The sequence below is a fragment of the Ruegeria sp. AG6 genome, from assembly GCF_056541565.1.
On the sequence record NZ_JBQFYQ010000001.1, the window covers coordinates 1,397,253 to 1,413,846 of the forward strand.

Consider the following 16,594-nt stretch of genomic DNA (forward strand, 5'->3'; position numbering starts at 1 on the left):
GACGATGACTATTCGGGCCCGGCTTGTTCCAGGCGCCCTCCGACGCGCACCATGCGCACGGTTTTGGCTTGTCCGTCACGATCATCGGTTTCCACGAACACGCCGCTTAGTGTGGCTTCGCCGTTTGCAGGGGTAAAGCGCGCCTTGGGCATGCCGGTGATGAACCGGCGCATGGGCTCCTGCTTGTCCATGCCGATGACCGAATCGTAATCTCCGCACATGCCCGCATCGGTCAAATACGCAGTGCCCCCCGGCAGAATCTGGGAATCCGCCGTCGGGACATGGGTATGCGTTCCTACCACAAGGCTTGCACGTTTGTCGCAGTAGTGCCCCATCGCCATCTTCTCGGACGTGGCCTCGCAATGCATGTCCACGATGATCGCCTGCGCCTGCCCGCCTCTGGGATGAGATTTCAGGATCGGTTCGATAGCCGAGAACGGATCGTCGAACGGGCGTTTCATAAAGACCTGACCCAGCACCTGAACCACCAGAACCTTGCGCCCCCCCGGGGCCGTGAACAGCCGATGACCCCGCCCCGGCGCGCCTTTGGCGAAATTGATGGGTCGTATGATGCGCTGTTCCTTCTCGATGAATTGCAGCATGTCTTTCTGGTCGAACGCATGATCGCCCAGCGTCAGGCAATCCGCTCCGGCGTCGAGCAACAGCCTGGCGTGATCTCCGGTCAGCCCCATGCCGTTCGACGCGTTTTCGCCATTGACCACGACAAAATCCAGCCGCCATTCGTCGCGCAGGCGCGGCAAATGCTGCTGAACGGCAGCGCGTCCCGCGCGCCCCATGACATCACCAAGAAACAGAATCCTCATGATCCGGGTCGTAGGGGCTGTACTTGGCAATAACAAGGCGGAAGCGTGAAATTAACGGCAGACTTGGGGGTTGAAATCAAATTCTGCCGTGGCGATGTTTCGATACGTCTCTTGAATACAGAAGGAATTCTTCGTGAAGTCGTCAATTGTTCTGACCGGCTGCCTTTTGGCGGCAACTGCTGCCGCTGCCGAAGGCACCAAGACATCCATGCCCAACCCCGCCGCGACCTTTTGCATTGAAAACGACGGGACCTACCAGCTTCGTAAAAACGAAGACGGCAGTGTCTATGGCGTCTGCATCCTGAAGGACGGCACCGAGGTGGATGCCTGGGATTACTTGCGCAGCCATTTCGAACAGTAGCAGCTAGAAGGTCAGCACGCGGCTTTCCGTGACAACCATGTCCAGCGGTTGGTCGGTTGGCTCGAGCGGCAGGTCCGCAGCCTCTTGCGCATCAAAAGCAAAGCCGATGGCAAGCGTCGGGCGTTTGGCGCGCAGACCTTCCAGCGTTCGGTCATAAAACCCGCCGCCATACCCCAGGCGGCCACCATTTGCGTCGAAGGCGACCAGTGGAACGATCAGAATTTCGGGTTCGAAATAGTCATCCACCTGGGGCACTTTTGCACCGAACGGGCCGTCCTTAAGCACACCGTCCGGCGTCCAGCGAGAGAATTTCAGCGGCTGACCGGCTGTCTGAATGACAGGTACCCCCACCGGGCCATAAGCCGATGCTTCGGCCATCGCAGGCACCGGGTCGATCTCGGTCCGGATCGGCATGTAACCTGACAGGGGCACGCCGCGATAGCCTGCCAGAACCTCGGACAAGCGCCCGGCTGCGCCCGGCAAGCGGGCATCAAACGCGGCCTTGCGGCGGGCAAATGCCGCTTTGCGCGCTGCGGCTTTAATATCGGTCAGATCGGTCACAGTAGCACCACGCTGGCAAGCCCAAGAAATATGAAGAAACCCATGACATCCGTCGTGGTTGTCACAAAGGTTCCTGAAGCCAGAGCCGGGTCAATTCCCAGACGATCCAGCACCACCGGTACTACCGTACCTGCGAACCCGGCGATGATCATATTCACGACCAAGGCCGACCCGATCACGACACCCAGCAGCGGGGAATCGAACCACAGCATCCCCACGGTCCCCAACACGATGGCAAAGCAGAGCCCATTCAGCATCCCCACCAGCAGTTCCCGCCTGATAACGCGCATCACGTTCGAATTTGTCAGGTCGCGCGTCGCCAGCGCACGCACCGCCACGGTGAGCGATTGTGTTCCTGCATTGCCGCCCATTGACGCAACGATCGGCATCAGGATGGCCAGCGCGACCAATTGATCAATTGCCGCCTCGAATTGCGAAATCACCAAAGAGGCACAAATCGCCGTGCACAGATTCACCGCCAACCAGGGCAACCTTCGCCGGCTGGTTGCCGCCACACTGTCAGACAACGAGCTTTCGTCGCCAACACCGGCAAGACGCAGAATGTCCTCTTCGTGCTCTTCATCCAGAACGACCATCGCGTCGTCAATGGTGATGACACCGACCAAACGACCATCTGCATCCACCACCGGGGCCGAGATCAGGTGATACTGGTTGAAGGCATAAGCCACGTCTTCCTCATCCTGATCGACGGGGATGATGTGAAACTCTTCTTCTGCCAGATCAATCAGCGGCACTTCACGACGCGCCGCCATAAGCTTGCCCAACGTCACCTGAGCAACCGGTTTCAGGCGCGGATCGACCAGAACGACATGATAGAACTGCTCGGGCAAATCGTCATTGGCGCGCATGAAGTCGATAGCTTGCCCGACGCTCCAATGTTCCGGCGCCATGACGACTTCCCGCTGCATGAGACGACCGGCCGAGTTCTCGGGGTAGGACAGTGCCTGCTCGGCTGCGATCCTTTCGGAAACCTCCAATGCGTCCAGAATGGCTTCCTGCTGCGGTTCCTCAAGGTCTTCCAGCAGGTCAACGACATCGTCGCTTTCCATCTCGCGCACGGCTTCGGCCAGAACATCCGGGTTCAGAACCGAGATCACCTCTTCACGAACCGATTCATCCAGTTCAGACAGGATGTCGCCGTCGAACTCTTTGTCATACAGGCGGATCAGGCGCGCCCGGTCAAACGGATTGATCTGTTCAAGAAGGTCGGCAATGTCGGCCGAGTGCAGCGGCTCCATCAACTCAACCAGCTTGTCGCGGTCGTCTATGTCCACCGCGTACAGAATTGCCGCTACTGCCTTGGGGTCCAACGCATAGGCGTCTTCATCCCGGGGCTGATCGTGTCCGGCTTCGTCTCTGCCTGTCGTCATGCTCTGCCCCTTTTTTACGATTTGCCCTTAAATAGAAGAAGCAGCTACCGGAAAACAATGACAATGCGCCGATTTACCCACTTCTTTCGTCCGCCTATGCTGGTGTGCGGTTCCAAACAGGTGGAGAACAGGGAAAATGGCGCAAAAGACGCTTTTGAAAGGGCGTGTTCTGAGTTTCACAGGATCACCCTTCGACGGAGAGCCGACCGAGGCGACCCGGCTGGACGAAGCGGTCGTGATCGAACACGGGCGAATTGCAGAGGTCGGCACCGCCGATGCGCTGAATAAAGCCCATCCTGACGCGGTTACGAAGGATCACGGAACGCGCCTGATCATGGCTGGGTTCGTCGATCCACATGTGCATTATCCACAGACTGCGATGATCGCCAGCTGGGGCAAACGGCTGATCGACTGGCTGAACACCTACACCTTCCCGGAAGAGATGAAGTTCGGCGATTTCGACTATGCGACCGAGATCGCCAACCGGTATCTGGACCTGACGACCGCCCACGGCACCACGACCATGTGCAGTTTTTGCACGATTCACCCTGAAAGCGTCGATGCCTTCTTCACCGCGGCGCAACAGCGTGGGCAGCGTGTCGTCGCCGGCAAGACCTGCATGGACCGGAACGCGCCCGAAGGGCTGCGCGACACCGCGCAGACGGCTTACGACCAATCCGCCGCCCTGCTGGAAAAATGGCATCGCGTCGACCGCTTGTCCTATGCGGTCACGCCGCGCTTTTCACCGACCTCGACCCCGGAACAGCTCGAGGCCATGGGCGCGCTTTGGGCCGAGCATCCCCATTGTCTCATGCAAACCCACCTGAGCGAGCAAACAGATGAAATCGAATGGGTTCGATCCCTGTTCCCTGAAGCAAGGGATTATCTGGATACCTACGAGAAATTCGGCCTGTTGGGCCAGAACGGCCTGTATGGCCACGTCATCCATCTGGAAGACCGGGAACGGGATCGGCTGCGCGAGGTCGATGCCTCTTTGATCCATTGCCCCACGTCGAACACCTTCATCGGATCGGGATTGTTTGACATGAACGGGCTGATCCATGATGGCCACCGGATCGGTCTGGCCACGGATACCGGCGGCGGGTCCAGCTTTTCGATGCTGCGCACCATGGCCGCCGCTTATGAGATCGGCCAATTGCGCGGCCGTCCCCTGCATCCGGCGCAATTGCTGTGGTTGGGCACGGTCGGATCCGCCCGAAGCCTGCGTATGGACGACTGCATCGGCAACATCGCTCAGGGGATGGAGGCGGATCTGGTGGTAATCGACCTCGCCTCGACCCCCGCCATCGCCCAGCGCGAGGCCCATGCAGAAGATGTTTGGGAAGCGATCTTCCCAACCATCATGATGGGCGATGATCGCGCCGTGGCTGAGGTCTGGATCGGCGGACAACAGGCGGCTTAGGCCTGCAACGCCCGGGCAAGCGTGTTCTGGCGTTCGATCACGCGGGGCAGATCGATGGTCGTTATGTGCCCGTCACGCACGATCTGGCGGCCTTCGACGAACAGATGTTTCACAGACATCGGCCCCGCCAGAAGCAGCGCCGCCGGATCCCAACTGCCCGCGCTTTCGATGCCGCGGGTATCCCACACAGCAATATCGGCTCGTTTTCCGGGCATCAGCCGTCCACAATCGGAACGTCCCAACACATCCGCGCCGCCGCGCGTCGCGATCTCGAGCGCTTCGCGGGCCGACATGGCATCTGCACCATTGGCGACCCGTTGCAGCAACATGGCCTGGCGCGCCTCAAGCATGAGGTTGCCATTGTCATTGCTGGCCGATCCATCGGCGCCGAGGCCGACCTTGACACCCGCATCGCGCATCGCCCGCACCGGTGCGATACCCGATCCGAGGCGGCAATTTGAACAGGGGCAATGGGCCACGCCTGTTTCCGAGCGCGAGAACAGATCAATCTCGGCCCCGTCCAGCTTGACGCAATGGGCGTGCCAGACATCCGGGCCGGTCCAGCCCAGTTCCTCGGCATATTGCCCCGGGCGGCAGCCGAATTGCGCCTGCGAATAGGCGATATCCTCATCATTCTCGGCCAGATGGGTATGCAACATCACGCCCTTGTCCCGCGCCAGCAACGCCGCATCGCGCATCAGGTCGCGGCTGACGGAAAATGGTGAACACGGGGCAAGGCCAACGCGGCACATGGACCCCTCCGACGGGTCGTGAAACGCGTCCACGACACGTACCATGTCGTCCAGAATAGCGGCTTCGTTTTCCACCAGGTGATCCGGCGGCAAGCCCCCGTCGCTCTCGCCGATGCTCATCGCGCCGCGTGTCGGATGAAACCGCATCCCCAACTCGGACGCGGCCGCGATCGTATCCTCAAGCCGCGCGCCGTTGGGATAGAGGTAAAGGTGATCGGAACTGAGCGTGCACCCCGACAGCGCCAGTTCGGCCAAACCGATCTGAGCCGAGGTGAACATTTCCTCCGGCCCGAAACGCGACCAGATCGGATAGAGCGTTTGCAGCCACCCAAACAGCAGCGCATCCTGCCCGCCCGGCACCGCCCGTGTCAGGGTTTGGTAAAGATGGTGGTGGGTATTCACCAGGCCAGGCGTCACCAGACAACCTGAAACATCATGCACCTCACCCTGTGTTTCCAGTCGCTGCCCGATCCGGGCAATCTGCCCGTCGCGGACCAGAATATCGGCCTTGGACAATTCCTGCCGGGACTCGTCCATCGTCAGGATCAGATCAGCATTCTTGAGTAGGGTTTCCGTCATTTCGCGCTCCTGCATCTGCCCGTCTCATGCAAGAAGTGCGTCGGCCGGTGGAAAACGGGCGCAAGAACCGGCCATCACCGGTGTAGTTGCCTTTGATGCGCCGGGCAACAGAATTCAGAATTGGCGGAGTATCTCAAGCGCTGCGGCGTGAAGGTCAGCGTTTGCTGCAGCCAGGGCCCGGCCGCCTTGATGTGCGGGGCCGCCCTGCCAATCGGTCACAATACCGCCGGCCGCCTGAATAACGGCAATCGGCGCTTGGATATCATAGGAATTCAAGCCCGCCTCGATCACCAAATCCGCCTGCCCGGCAGCCAGAAGCGCATAGGCATAGCAATCCATTCCATAGCGCGTCAGCTGTACCTGCTCGGACACCGCCTGAAACCCTGCGCGGTCCTTCGGGGTTCCAACCTCAGGGAACGTGGTAAACAAAGTCGCCTGATCCAGCGCCCTGGTATCGCGCGTTTGCATTCTTCTGGTGCCCTGCGGACCGGTCATGTGAGCACCGGAAGACGATCCGACAAAGCGCTCTCCGATATACGGCTGATCGATTACACCCATAAAAGGCCCGTCCTGATCACTCAGCGCAATCAGAACACCCCAGGTTGGCGTGCCGCTGATAAACCCGCGGGTCCCATCGATGGGGTCCAGTACCCAGGTGCGGCCACTGGTGCCCGTATGCGCGCCGAACTCCTCGCCCAGCACACCGTCATCCGGGCGCCGCCGCGCCAGAACGTCCCGCATCGCCTGTTCAGCCGCACGATCAGCCACTGTGACCGGGTCGAACCCATCGGCCAGCTTGTTCGTAGTTTCCAGATTTGTTTGACGAAAAAAGGGGAGTATGGCCTCACGCGCAGCTTCGGCCATTTCTTCGGCAATTTCGATATCGCTCTGTGTCGTCGGTTGCATGACCCTGAGGTGCGAGCAATCCGCGACAAAGTCAAGTCAGTCAGGCAACGTCGCTGAGAACCCGCGCCAGCTCGAACAGGCGGCGACGCTGATTTTCCGGAATCGCATAGTAAGAGCGCACCAGATCCAAAGCCTCTTTGTCACCCATCAAGTCGGCAGGGACGGATTTCTTGTCCGCATCGCCTTTCTGGGCTTCTTCCAGACCTTCGAAGAAAAAGCTGACCGGAACATCCAGCGCCTCGGCGATGTCCCACAGGCGGGATGCGCTGATTCGGTTGGCACCGGTCTCATATTTCTGGATTTGCTGAAACTTGATACCAACTTGCTGCGCCAACTGCTGCTGGGTCATCCCAATCAGCCAGCGGCGATGCCGAACGCGCTTGCCCACATGGACATCGACGTGATGAGTCATTGGTATTCTCCTATACTACACAAACATCTGCACGGGATTTTGCGACGTCCGATATCGCAGTTTTAGAGAGCTCCCCTTAACCGCTCCCTAATACGGACTGTACCGCCCCCCGTTTACAGCACTGATTATCTATAATGCCGGTTTTGAGATTTTTTTCAAGCTGGTTGAATCGAACGCCCCTGACAGGGATTTGTGGTTGTATTACCCAAAGCCTTTTCAGAACCGTGTTCCTGCAACTGAATCCTCCTTCAAAATCGGGTGCCTTTTGCGCCCGCGCAGCAAACGGATTGACTTTTCTGACGGCACACGCGCCTATGTCGGAAACTCTTGAGGAACAATATGCGGGCCTATTGCATTCCATCCGACGGGGCGCCTGCCCAGCTTTGTGACGTGAAAATACCCGAGCCGGGCGAAGGCCAGGTGCGAGTCGCGATAAAAGCTTGCGGCCTGAATTTCGCCGATCTACTGATGCAGACGGGGGCATATCAGGACACGCCACCTGCCCCATTCACCCTGGGCATGGAGATCGCCGGTATCGTGGATACAGTCGGACCCGGCGTTTCAACACTCAGCCCAGGCGACCGGATCGCAGTCTATTCCGGTCAGGGTGGGTTGGCCGAGTACGGTGTATTCGACGCGGATCGTGCGATCGTGCTGCCGGACGACACCGGATTCGAAGACGCCGCCGCCATCCAGATCGCATATGCCACCAGTCACATGGCCCTTGATCACAGGGCACGCCTGCAACCGGGTGAAACCCTTCTGGTCACCGGCGCAGCGGGAGGCGTCGGCCTGACTGCCGTCGAAATCGGCAAGCTCATGGGCGCCACGGTCATCGCGCAGGCGCGCGGCGAGAACAAGCTTGCCGTTGCCCTTGCCGCTGGTGCCGATCATCTGATCGATGCTTCCGAAGACCTGCGCGAGCGGGTCAAATCGCTGGGTGGCGCAGATGTCGTCTATGACGTCATCGGCGGGGATGTTTTCAAGGCCGCATTCAGGGCCACCAATCCCGAAGGGCGTTTGCTGCCCATCGGATTCGCCGGGGGCGATATCCCGCAGATTCCGGCCAATCATCTGCTGGTCAAAAACCTGACCGTGATCGGGGTGTATATCGGCGGCTATCTGAAGTTCCGCCCCGAAGCTGTGCGCAACAGTTTTGACACCCTGTTCAAGTGGCATTCTGAGGGCAGGATAAAACCGCATATCAGTCATGTTCTGCCCCTTGAAGATGTCGCACATGCAATGCAGTTGCTGAAAGAGCGCAAGTCGACGGGCAAGATTGTGATCACGCCCTGATCGCGATCATCCAACCACGGCCCGCAACTGGGTACCGCCCAGCAATCTGAAGTTCTGTCGCACCAACTGTGCCAGAGCTTCGACAACCGCATCCCGGCCCTGCTCGCCACCGTAGAGGTTGATCATGTGTGCAGGTAGATCCGGCAGGGCCCCACCCGAGTCGATCTGTTCAAGATGTGCGGCCTCGGTTCCGTCCAGCATTGCGTGAACCGCAAGATCGGCACTGACCGTGGCTTCTATGGTACGGTCGTTTTCGGTTTCCACGGACAGCTCCCACGGTATTCCGGCCGCATCCAGTGCCGATATGACCTGCGGTCTGAACAAGCAGCGCCGCCCCAGCGCCAGAGGCAACGGGCGCTTGCGCCATGCGGACCCGCCCGGCGCGCCGATCCAGCGCAACGGCAGCTCTGCGATGGTCTCTGCGCCATCGGCCGAAGACGGTTCGGTCGTCAGGATCACATCACATTCGCCCCGCTTGAACATGTCTTTCAATTGCAGTGAATAGGACGACACCAACTGCACCCTGACGCGGGGAAAGTCGGCATTGAACCGTTGCAGGACCCGGGGAATCGCGGGGTAGACGATGTCATGGGGAACGCCCAGAACCACTTCGCCCTCAAAGGCCTGATCGGTGAGTTTTGAGATTACCTCGTCATTCAGGGCAATCATGCGGCGCGCGTAGGCCAGCAGCTGCTCACCGGATGCGGTCAATGCAATTGTCCTGCCGCTTCGGTCCAGCAACTCCAGGCCCAGCAGCTCCTCCAGCCGCTTCAGCTGCATGGACACCGCAGACTGCGTCAGGTGCAGAAATCCGGCGGCGCGGGTTACACCGCCCTGATCCGCCACCGCCACAAAAGATCGCAGGGTTGTAATGTCCAGATTTCGCATCTTCACGATTCCTTATGCGTTCCATCAATAATATTCGTTTTAAAAATATGTCATACTCACCCATATCAATCAAGGAAATTGATGACACCCATCGAAACCATCAAAAATTCGGAAAGGACACGTTATGACTCAACTCGCAATCCATAATCCCTGCAAACCAGCCAAACGTTCTTTGGTGTCCCTGATCTCACAAGCGTTCGAACTGTCCAGACAGCGGCGAAAGCTGGCAACGCTGGATGCTGCCGTGCTGGACGACATCGGTGTCACCCGCGAGGAAGCATCCGCAGAAGCAAAACGCTTTTTCTGGGATGCACCTCAATTCTGGAAAAGGTAACTGTGACTCTCATATTTTTATGGCGATGGGCGACCGTGAGTCGCCTGTTGGCATTTTTGTTGCGTGTTTTAGTCGGTTTTCGCCCGGAATCTCTTGAAACACAGCCCCTTGTTGCCGATATTTAGAGGGAAAACCGCCCCGCTCTGCCGGGGCGCTCTAACTTGACGACTAGGGAGACCCTTTGATGGCACAATTCGACACGATCCGGACGGCATCCGGCGCGCGCGCCGCCGAGATTGATCAGGGCCTGCGCGCCCACATGAACAAAGTCTACGGCACGATGTCCGTCGGCATGCTGATCACCTTTGCAGCGGCCTGGGCAATTGCCGGTCTGGCAACCACAACCGATCCGTCGGCAGCCGCCGCTCAACTGAGCGAAAGCAAGTATCTGACGTCGTTTGGTTACTCGCTGTTTGCGTCGCCTCTGAGATGGGTCATCATGTTTGCCCCGCTGCTGTTTGTCTTTGGCTTTAGCGCCGGGATCAATCGTATGTCGGCCTCGGCTGCTCAGTTGGTGTTTTACACCTTTGCTGCGGTCATGGGTGTCTCGATCAGCTGGATTTTCCTTGTGTTCACCGGTGAATCGATCATTCAGGTGTTCCTGATCACTGCAATCGCCTTTGCCGGTCTGTCGCTTTATGGCTACACGACCAAGAAAGACCTGTCGGCAATGGGCACATTCCTGATCATGGGTGTGATCGGCCTGATTGTCGCCTCGATCGTGAATATCTTCATCGCCTCGTCGGCGATGGCGTTTGCGATCTCGGTTCTGGGCGTACTGATCTTTGCCGGCCTGACAGCCTATGACACGCAGAACATCAAAAACACCTATCTGCAAATGGCCCATTCGGGCGATCAAGAATGGTTGGGCAAAGCCGCGATCATGGGCGCGCTGAGCCTGTATCTGGACTTTATCAACATGTTCATGTTCCTGCTGCAACTGTTTGGCAATCGAGAATAAGCGACCGGAATAGCCGACTTCCAAGGGCGGGCCTTACGGGTCCGCCTTTTTGTTTGCCGTAAACCAAACAAAAACCCCCGCCGAATTCGGCGGGGGTTTTGGACTTGAGAGAGAAATCTGTTAGCTGCAATTCAGCGGAACGGCAAAGCCCGAGCTCTTTTCCGAGGTGCCTTTGCGGTAGACCTGACCAGCCGGCAGACAGCCGGTAAAACGCTCTGCTTCTTCCGCAAAGCCTACACCGACCGAATTGTCGACCTTCACACTGTTAGAGCGCGTACGCAGCACACCAAATAAGGTGCCGTTGACGCTGACAGTGCTGAGGAACAGGTTTGTGTCGCTTCCTTGCAGTTGAACAGCAGTGTTTGGCGTCTGCCCGCCATTGTCTATTGCAACCGAAGCCACCTTGGACGGGTCAACCTCATCACTCAAAAGCGTGACTGTCCGCAGTTCCGCCAGCTCTGCCGGAACGTTGGTCGCGTCTGGCAGAAAGGCGACGGCCCCGGGTACGTCCGAAATCGTGCGCGGTTCGCCATCGATTCCAGTAAACCCGACACCTTCGCGGTTAAACGGGTCTTCACAGGCCGCTAGGGTCAGAACGGCAATTGTGGATAACAAGATTTTTTTCATGGCGGTCAACATTTTGTGGCGGTTTGCTGAAGCGTACTTGCAGGTTCCCATAAAAAGCAAGCCGCAGGGGATGCGATTGTCCCAAACGCTGATGCGCCACTGCAACGGACCGTCGCAGCCTGCCATCCGCCGAAATCAGGAAACCGGAACTGAAAAAGGGCTCTGTGCAACAGAGCCCTTTTTCGGAATTTCCAAATGGAATGGCAGATTACTTGATCTTGCCTTCCTTATACTCGACATGCTTGCGAACGACCGGGTCGTATTTACGAATGGTCATTTTCTCAGTCATGGTGCGCGCGTTCTTCTTGGTCACATAGAAGTGGCCCGTGCCCGCGGTCGAGTTCAGACGGATCTTGATTGTCGTCGGCTTCGCCATGGTTATCTCCTGCGTCCGAAAAGGCAGGGGCCTTTCGGTTGAATTCCTATGAGCGTGCGCTTTTACGCGCTGCACCGCCTATGTCAAGGCCAATCGGATGATACAGGCACAGGAATCTGATGCAGGTTCAACTAGGCAAGGTTGGCGCGCCCATATACGTGTGAATCTGGTCCCTTTCCGCGTCGGAAAGACCCAGAGCGGTGGACAATTGCCGCAGGTAAGACGCCTCGCGCGCATTGTCCAGACGGATCGCAGCCAGGGAAGTTGCATAGATCTGCGTCTTGAGCGGCGCACCAGAATCAGCCGCCAATCCCATGACGTCAATCGGTGCGTTCAGCTGCTCTTGCACGAATGCGCGCTCTTCCTCGCTGACATCGTCGCCCAATTCACCCAGGATGATTTCCTTTTCCTGTTCGTCAAGTTCACCATCTGCCTTGGCAGCCTGAATCATTGCGCGCAGCATGAGTTTTGCCTGCTCTTCCATCGCTGCACCCGCGGGCGTGCCGCCGAACACGGTTTCCATCATGTCACCTGTGTGTTGATTGGCAGTTTTGGCAGCCCCTTGCATGGCGTTCAACAACCCACCCAAACCAGCGGCTCCGGCTGTGCTGCCGCCAACCCCCATCTTGCTCATCATGTCCTGCAAGCCTGACGCGCCACCGGGCAGACCAAATTGTTCTGCCATTTTGCCCAACTGATCCATGCCCAAACCACCGCCGGCACCTTGCATCATGTCTTGCAGTCCGGCCATGCCGCCCATCTTCTGATATTTTTCCATGCCCTTGGCCGCAGCAAATCCAATGGCCACGGACGCCAGCGTTTTCATAAAGCTCATAATCAACCTCCCATATCTTCAAATTGGTTCCGAAAGTCTAACAGCCGAATGCAATCCCGAATACCGTGCTCAACCTGAACGCGACCGGCCCTTAGCCCGGCGCACGATAAAGCCCAAAGAAGGCATGTAATTTGCGGTCTTGTTTGTACATATCACGGATTCGTGATAGGTTCGCCCATCCAAGAAGCCGAATTCAGGCTCGAAGGCCGAGGCAGCGTGAATGCGTTAAACCTGCAACGAGCAGAGTTGTTTTAGGCGACTTTTCTTGGGGGGCTATCATGACAGAATGGGCTATTCAGGCCGAAGAACTGGCCAATTGCAATTGCAACTTTGGTTGCCCGTGTCAGTTCAGCGTACTGCCGTCACACGGCAATTGCGAAGCGGTTGTGGTCTTTGACATTCAAAGCGGTCACTACGGTGAAACTGATCTGGGCGGTCTTCGGGCGGCAGGGGTCTATCATTGGCCGGGACCAATTCATGAGGGCAACGGTCAGATGCAGCTGATCATTGATGACAGCGCGACAGCTGAACAGCGGGCTGCGTTGCAAGCAATCATGACCGGTCAGGATACTGATGAAATGGCCACGTTCTGGTATGTCTTCAGCGCCATGGCGCCTTTGAAACATGAAACTCTGTTTGTTCCGATTGAACTGGACTGGAACCGCGAAGAGCGCAGCGGATACGCCAAAGTTACCGGAGTTTTCGATGTTGAGGTCAATCCGATCCCTCATATCGTATCGGGCGCACCTCACCGCGCGTCGATACAGTTGCCGAACGGCTTTGAATACCGCCATGCCGAGGCGGCATCGGGCAGTGCGACTACAACGGGTGGTCAGATCCGGCTGACCTTTGACGCAACCCATGCTCATCTGGCGCATCTGAACATCTCGGGCCATGGCGTCTTGGGCGCATAATCAGAGAATACCCATGACCAAACAGAACGCATCGCCCCGGGGCGGGACGGTTGAGTGGTTGCTGAGACAGGACAGCGCGATTGTTCTGGGAAGCGTTCTTCTGATCATCCTCGGTGCAACCTGGTACACGATAGCTGGCGTCGGGATGAACATGTCCGCGGTCGAGATGACCCGGATGGCCGGCCCTGTCGGAGACCCGATGCAAATGGGCCCGGCAGCAGCGTGGAGCGCAAGCTATGCCTTGCTGATTTTTCTGATGTGGTGGGTCATGATGATCGCCATGATGACCCCAAGCGCTGCGCCTGCCGTTCTTCTGTTCATCGCGGTCAAGCGGACAGGGCCTGAAAAGCACCGGACGGTTGCGTTCAGCCTGTGGTTTTTATCCGGCTATCTGGTGGCCTGGGGGGCGTTCAGCCTGATTGCAACCGCATTGCAATGGGGGTTGGAACAAATCGGGTTGTCCGACGGGCCGATGATGACGATTAGTTCAGGCGTCTTCGCAGGGGGTGTTCTGCTGGCGGCTGGCGCCTATCAGTTTTCAGCTTTGAAAAACGCATGCCTGCGCCACTGTCAGAGCCCCGCACGTTTTCTGGCCGATCACAACCGACCCGGAACATTCGGTGCATTCCGCACCGGTATCCTGCACGGCACGTATTGTCTGGGATGCTGCTGGGCACTGATGCTGCTGCTTTTCGTCGGAGGGATCATGAACCTCTACTGGATTGTCGGAATTGCCGCGTACGTCGCGCTGGAAAAACTTTTGCCCGGGGCCCGGTGGCTTGTGCCGGTGACAGGTTTTGCGCTGATCGGCGCTGGCCTTTGGTTCATCACGGCACTGTTGTTTTCTGGCACCTGATTTTGAACGGCCCTGGGGTCGGCTGACTTGAAGACCCTAAAACGATTTGATGTAACAGGAGGTATCAATGCCCATTTTCATTACTTACGCATCTTACTCGCAAGCCGGTGTCAAAGGCATGTTGCAGAAACCCGAGAACCGCACCGGCCCAGTAAAAGCCTTGCTGGAAAAAGTAGGTGGCAGGCTGCTGTCCTTCTACATGACAACCGGCAGCAACGACGTGGTTGTGATCAGCGAAGCCCCAGATGGGACAGACGCCGTGGCCGTTGGCATGGCTGTCGCCGCGTCGGGTGCAGTGACGAACATCGAAACCGTTCGCGCCTGGACCGCAGACGAGTTCACGTCGATAACCGAGAAAGCGGCGGCGCTGACCGGTTCCTACACACCTCCCGGAGGATAGGCGGATACGCGCGGAGGGCCTGTAAGCCGGATCTTGTTCCGGGGTTGCCCCCTTCGATGACCATTCCTCTAGGCCGTGCATTGCTGCGCGGCTCAAGCTGCCAACCCGGTCCCTCTCGGCCAAGACGCGCTTAGCGGCGGTATCGGCTTGCGCCGACCGGCCCGCGCGGGGACCCTATTTGGCATTGCTCCCGGTGGGGCTTGCCGTGCCGCCCCTGTTGCCAGAGGCGCGGTGGGCTCTTACCCCACCGTTTCACCCTTACCCTGAACCTAGGTTCCGGGCGGTCTGATTTCTGTGGCGCTTTCCGTCGGGTTGCCCCGCCCGGGCGTTACCCGGCACCGTTGTCTTGTGGAGTCCGGACTTTCCTCTCGGGCCTTGCGACCCCAGCGGCCATCCGGCCCTCCGCGCGTGGGTTGGGTAGGCTCTGCGGTCGGCGGCGTCAAGGGTGGATGGTTCAGAGAAGGGGCCAGCCCCTTCTTGGCCTGCGGCCAATTCAACCCCGGGATATTTTCAGCCAGATGAAGTGCGGATCAGGTGTGCGGGATCAACGGTGCAAGGTCGGCTTGCTGCAAAGGCCCCCTGCCCCATGGGCGGTATCGAAGGCGGACGGCATGCAACAGCGTATCATCGTCTACGTCAGCGCTGAAACCGGCGGCCCGAGCCAGGCTTCGGAACTGGCCCTTTGATGCAGTTTGCGGACCAGCGGCATATCCGCGGGGCGCGGCCAGCAGGTTGCGCTCGAGCCGCAACCAGTCAAATCGCGGACCGGGGTCAAATTTGCGCCCGGGCGCCATGTCCGAATGGCCGATAACACCGTTTGGCAAGATGGCCCAACGGTGCATTATCTGGCGCAACAGCTGTTCCAGCCGGTGCATCTGGCGTTCAGGGAACGGATGCTTGCCGGTGTTGTCCAGCTCGATGCCTATGGAACGAGAGTTGATGTCGGTCTGACCGTGCCACTCCCCTGCCCCAGCATGCCAGGCACGTTCTTCTTCGCGCACCATCTGCCACAGCGTGCCATCATTGCCGATCAGGTAATGGGCCGAGACCTCGGCCTTTGGGTCGCACAGACGATCCAGAGCCGCCTGCGCGCTGTCCATCGCCGTGTAATGGATCACGATCAAGGATGGTGTCAGACCATCTCGGCGTTCACCAAAATTGGGTGACGGATGCCAGATTGGGTTCAGGGGGTCAGTTGCTGACGGCACTGCGGAACGGGCTCGGGTCCCAGCCACACGCATAACCATCCCCATCCGGGTCCAGACCTTTGCGGTCGCGCTGGGGGCCGCCATTGGACAGAAACTCGATCTGAGCCTGATCAGGGGATGGGAATTGCGCGCAGTTCCTCTGAGCCTTGGCCTGAAGGTTGAAACCGGACCGACTGTAAAGTTGCACACCTACCGGATTGGACGTGCTCAGCGCATATTGCACAATGTTTGTCTGGCCGCTCGCCGTGCGCTCGGGCACTGCCGTCGGGGCCACGATTTCGTAGGTCTGGCGGTTCTGCTCGATCCGGGCGGCGTCGGATTCGATGCTGCGGCGTTCGGACACGGCGGCAAAGTCCTGTTCATCCGAAATCGCGCCAGTGTTCGCCACGGGAACCGCCGTAACCGCGGCTGGGTTTTGGCCAGATGTGCTGGCCAATGCCGCCGCGGTCTGGTTGGCGATATCCGCGTTTTCACCCGTGGCAACAGGCGCCGTACCAGGGGCGCCCAGCGGTTGTTGTGAAACTTCGACCGGGGCCAGCAGAGGGTTGCCGGCCGCACCCTGACCTGCCAATTGAGCCTCGCGCTGCGCCTGGTATTCAGGCGTGTTGAAACCCGTGCTGGTCAGCGGTGCGACATCCGTGCACGCCGCTGCCAGTGCAAGAGCGGGGACCAAAAGCAAAACGCGCATAG

General features: G+C 58.6%; 20 protein-coding genes and 1 other RNA gene. 8 read left to right on the forward strand and 13 right to left on the reverse strand.

Translation table 11 applies throughout. From position 1 onward, the window contains the following. Positions 1-8: 8 nt before the first annotated feature. Positions 9-824, reverse strand: a complete 816-nt coding sequence (locus ACR0I0_RS06990) for a TIGR00282 family metallophosphoesterase (RefSeq protein ID WP_480490689.1) — start codon at positions 822-824, stop codon at positions 9-11. A gap of 133 nt (positions 825-957) precedes the next feature. On the opposite strand from ACR0I0_RS06990, the gene ACR0I0_RS06995 reads away from it, so the two are divergent. Beyond that, on the forward strand, positions 958-1,185 hold the full coding sequence (locus ACR0I0_RS06995; RefSeq protein ID WP_224853568.1) for a putative hemolysin: 228 nt from the start codon (positions 958-960) through the stop codon (positions 1,183-1,185). 3 nt (positions 1,186-1,188) lie between these two features. Here ACR0I0_RS06995 and ACR0I0_RS07000 read toward each other — a convergent pair whose 3' ends face one another. Together ACR0I0_RS07000 and mgtE are read right to left on the reverse strand one after the other, a co-directional pair. Continuing rightward, positions 1,189-1,746 carry a 5-formyltetrahydrofolate cyclo-ligase gene (locus ACR0I0_RS07000; RefSeq protein WP_480490691.1) on the reverse strand — a complete coding sequence of 186 codons (558 nt, stop codon included), beginning with the start codon at positions 1,744-1,746 and terminating at the stop codon, positions 1,189-1,191. Continuing rightward, positions 1,743-3,137, reverse strand: coding sequence for a magnesium transporter (mgtE, locus tag ACR0I0_RS07005; RefSeq protein WP_171630845.1), 1,395 nt, complete (start codon positions 3,135-3,137; stop codon positions 1,743-1,745). The genes ACR0I0_RS07000 and mgtE overlap by 4 nt, the downstream gene beginning before the upstream one ends. A gap of 136 nt (positions 3,138-3,273) precedes the next feature. Between mgtE and guaD the strand changes: the two genes are divergently transcribed. After that, positions 3,274-4,560: a guanine deaminase gene (gene guaD / locus ACR0I0_RS07010; protein ID WP_480490693.1), complete on the forward strand. Its 1,287-nt coding sequence runs from the start codon at positions 3,274-3,276 to the stop codon at positions 4,558-4,560. Here guaD and ACR0I0_RS07015 read toward each other — a convergent pair. The 3 genes from ACR0I0_RS07015 to ACR0I0_RS07025 form a co-directional block, all read right to left on the reverse strand. Continuing rightward, positions 4,557-5,891, reverse strand: coding sequence for an 8-oxoguanine deaminase (locus ACR0I0_RS07015; protein ID WP_480490695.1), 1,335 nt, complete (start codon positions 5,889-5,891; stop codon positions 4,557-4,559). The two genes, guaD and ACR0I0_RS07015, sit on opposite strands and share 4 nt — an antisense overlap. A 114-nt stretch (positions 5,892-6,005) precedes the next feature. After that, on the reverse strand, positions 6,006-6,797 hold the full coding sequence (gene hisN, locus ACR0I0_RS07020; protein ID WP_171205361.1) for a histidinol-phosphatase: 792 nt from the start codon (positions 6,795-6,797) through the stop codon (positions 6,006-6,008). Positions 6,798-6,837: 40 nt separating this feature from the next. Beyond that, the gene (locus ACR0I0_RS07025) at positions 6,838-7,209 is read right to left on the reverse strand and encodes a helix-turn-helix domain-containing protein (protein WP_152458749.1); all 372 of its coding nucleotides are present in this window, start codon (positions 7,207-7,209) and stop codon (positions 6,838-6,840) included. Positions 7,210-7,548: 339 nt separating this feature from the next. On the opposite strand from ACR0I0_RS07025, the gene ACR0I0_RS07030 reads away from it, so the two are divergent. After that, on the forward strand, positions 7,549-8,505 hold the full coding sequence (locus ACR0I0_RS07030) for an NADPH:quinone oxidoreductase family protein (RefSeq protein WP_480490697.1): 957 nt from the start codon (positions 7,549-7,551) through the stop codon (positions 8,503-8,505). Positions 8,506-8,511: 6 nt separating this feature from the next. Here the strand turns inward: ACR0I0_RS07030 and ACR0I0_RS07035 are convergent, their stop codons facing one another. Continuing rightward, positions 8,512-9,393 (reverse strand): LysR family transcriptional regulator, encoded by an 882-nt coding sequence (locus ACR0I0_RS07035; RefSeq protein WP_171630835.1) that lies wholly within the window; start codon positions 9,391-9,393, stop codon positions 8,512-8,514. Positions 9,394-9,517: 124 nt separating this feature from the next. On the opposite strand from ACR0I0_RS07035, the gene ACR0I0_RS07040 reads away from it, so the two are divergent. Beyond that, the gene (locus ACR0I0_RS07040; protein WP_210092662.1) at positions 9,518-9,727 is read left to right on the forward strand and encodes a DUF1127 domain-containing protein; all 210 of its coding nucleotides are present in this window, start codon (positions 9,518-9,520) and stop codon (positions 9,725-9,727) included. 184 nt (positions 9,728-9,911) lie between these two features. Then, positions 9,912-10,688 (forward strand): Bax inhibitor-1/YccA family protein, encoded by a 777-nt coding sequence (locus tag ACR0I0_RS07045; RefSeq protein ID WP_171722863.1) that lies wholly within the window; start codon positions 9,912-9,914, stop codon positions 10,686-10,688. Between the two features lie 120 nt (positions 10,689-10,808). Here the strand turns inward: ACR0I0_RS07045 and ACR0I0_RS07050 are convergent, their stop codons facing one another. From ACR0I0_RS07050 to ACR0I0_RS07060, 3 genes are all read right to left on the reverse strand, one after another. Then, on the reverse strand, positions 10,809-11,315 hold the full coding sequence (locus tag ACR0I0_RS07050) for a hypothetical protein (protein ID WP_171630828.1): 507 nt from the start codon (positions 11,313-11,315) through the stop codon (positions 10,809-10,811). A 208-nt stretch (positions 11,316-11,523) separates the two neighbouring features. Beyond that, positions 11,524-11,691: a 50S ribosomal protein L33 gene (gene rpmG, locus ACR0I0_RS07055; RefSeq protein WP_037309480.1), complete on the reverse strand. Its 168-nt coding sequence runs from the start codon at positions 11,689-11,691 to the stop codon at positions 11,524-11,526. Positions 11,692-11,818: 127 nt separating this feature from the next. Next, positions 11,819-12,526, reverse strand: a complete 708-nt coding sequence (locus tag ACR0I0_RS07060; protein WP_171630826.1) for a DUF533 domain-containing protein — start codon at positions 12,524-12,526, stop codon at positions 11,819-11,821. A gap of 278 nt (positions 12,527-12,804) precedes the next feature. On the opposite strand from ACR0I0_RS07060, the gene ACR0I0_RS07065 reads away from it, so the two are divergent. The 3 genes from ACR0I0_RS07065 to ACR0I0_RS07075 all read left to right on the forward strand — a co-directional run bounded on the left by ACR0I0_RS07065 (position 12,805) and on the right by ACR0I0_RS07075 (position 14,696). Further along, positions 12,805-13,440 carry a DUF1326 domain-containing protein gene (locus tag ACR0I0_RS07065; RefSeq protein WP_480490700.1) on the forward strand — a complete coding sequence of 212 codons (636 nt, stop codon included), beginning with the start codon at positions 12,805-12,807 and terminating at the stop codon, positions 13,438-13,440. Between the two features lie 13 nt (positions 13,441-13,453). Then, on the forward strand, positions 13,454-14,296 hold the full coding sequence (locus tag ACR0I0_RS07070; protein ID WP_480490702.1) for a DUF2182 domain-containing protein: 843 nt from the start codon (positions 13,454-13,456) through the stop codon (positions 14,294-14,296). A 67-nt stretch (positions 14,297-14,363) separates the two neighbouring features. Beyond that, a complete protein-coding gene (locus tag ACR0I0_RS07075; protein ID WP_152458759.1) occupies positions 14,364-14,696 on the forward strand; it encodes a GYD domain-containing protein in 333 nt (110 codons plus the stop codon). A gap of 6 nt (positions 14,697-14,702) precedes the next feature. On the opposite strand, the gene rnpB is transcribed toward ACR0I0_RS07075, so the two are convergent. From rnpB to ACR0I0_RS07090, 3 genes are all read right to left on the reverse strand, one after another. Then, positions 14,703-15,102, reverse strand: an RNA gene (gene rnpB / locus ACR0I0_RS07080) — RNase P RNA component class A. A gap of 124 nt (positions 15,103-15,226) precedes the next feature. Then, positions 15,227-15,937: an N-acetylmuramoyl-L-alanine amidase gene (locus tag ACR0I0_RS07085; protein WP_480490703.1), complete on the reverse strand. Its 711-nt coding sequence runs from the start codon at positions 15,935-15,937 to the stop codon at positions 15,227-15,229. Further along, entirely contained in the window at positions 15,888-16,592 is a 705-nt protein-coding gene (locus ACR0I0_RS07090; RefSeq protein WP_480490705.1) for a hypothetical protein, read from the reverse strand. The genes ACR0I0_RS07085 and ACR0I0_RS07090 overlap by 50 nt, the downstream gene beginning before the upstream one ends. Between the last annotated feature and the right edge of the window lie 2 nt (positions 16,593-16,594).

Coding starts and splice junctions, on each gene's coding strand:
- ACR0I0_RS07060 (WP_171630826.1), bottom strand. CDS start 12,526: ATGAGCTTTATGAAAACGCTGGCGTCCGTGGCCATTGGATTTGCTGCG.
- mgtE (WP_171630845.1), bottom strand. CDS start 3,137: ATGACGACAGGCAGAGACGAAGCCGGACACGATCAGCCCCGGGATGAA.
- ACR0I0_RS07015 (WP_480490695.1), bottom strand. CDS start 5,891: ATGACGGAAACCCTACTCAAGAATGCTGATCTGATCCTGACGATGGAC.
- ACR0I0_RS07085 (WP_480490703.1), bottom strand. CDS start 15,937: ATGCGTGTGGCTGGGACCCGAGCCCGTTCCGCAGTGCCGTCAGCAACT.
- ACR0I0_RS07025 (WP_152458749.1), bottom strand. CDS start 7,209: ATGACTCATCACGTCGATGTCCATGTGGGCAAGCGCGTTCGGCATCGC.
- hisN (WP_171205361.1), bottom strand. CDS start 6,797: ATGCAACCGACGACACAGAGCGATATCGAAATTGCCGAAGAAATGGCC.
- ACR0I0_RS07070 (WP_480490702.1), top strand. CDS start 13,454: ATGACCAAACAGAACGCATCGCCCCGGGGCGGGACGGTTGAGTGGTTG.
- ACR0I0_RS07090 (WP_480490705.1), bottom strand. CDS start 16,592: ATGCGCGTTTTGCTTTTGGTCCCCGCTCTTGCACTGGCAGCGGCGTGC.
- ACR0I0_RS06990 (WP_480490689.1), bottom strand. CDS start 824: ATGAGGATTCTGTTTCTTGGTGATGTCATGGGGCGCGCGGGACGCGCT.
- ACR0I0_RS07065 (WP_480490700.1), top strand. CDS start 12,805: ATGACAGAATGGGCTATTCAGGCCGAAGAACTGGCCAATTGCAATTGC.
- ACR0I0_RS07075 (WP_152458759.1), top strand. CDS start 14,364: ATGCCCATTTTCATTACTTACGCATCTTACTCGCAAGCCGGTGTCAAA.
- guaD (WP_480490693.1), top strand. CDS start 3,274: ATGGCGCAAAAGACGCTTTTGAAAGGGCGTGTTCTGAGTTTCACAGGA.
- ACR0I0_RS07030 (WP_480490697.1), top strand. CDS start 7,549: ATGCGGGCCTATTGCATTCCATCCGACGGGGCGCCTGCCCAGCTTTGT.
- ACR0I0_RS07050 (WP_171630828.1), bottom strand. CDS start 11,315: ATGAAAAAAATCTTGTTATCCACAATTGCCGTTCTGACCCTAGCGGCC.
- ACR0I0_RS07040 (WP_210092662.1), top strand. CDS start 9,518: ATGACTCAACTCGCAATCCATAATCCCTGCAAACCAGCCAAACGTTCT.
- ACR0I0_RS07045 (WP_171722863.1), top strand. CDS start 9,912: ATGGCACAATTCGACACGATCCGGACGGCATCCGGCGCGCGCGCCGCC.
- ACR0I0_RS07035 (WP_171630835.1), bottom strand. CDS start 9,393: ATGCGAAATCTGGACATTACAACCCTGCGATCTTTTGTGGCGGTGGCG.
- rpmG (WP_037309480.1), bottom strand. CDS start 11,691: ATGGCGAAGCCGACGACAATCAAGATCCGTCTGAACTCGACCGCGGGC.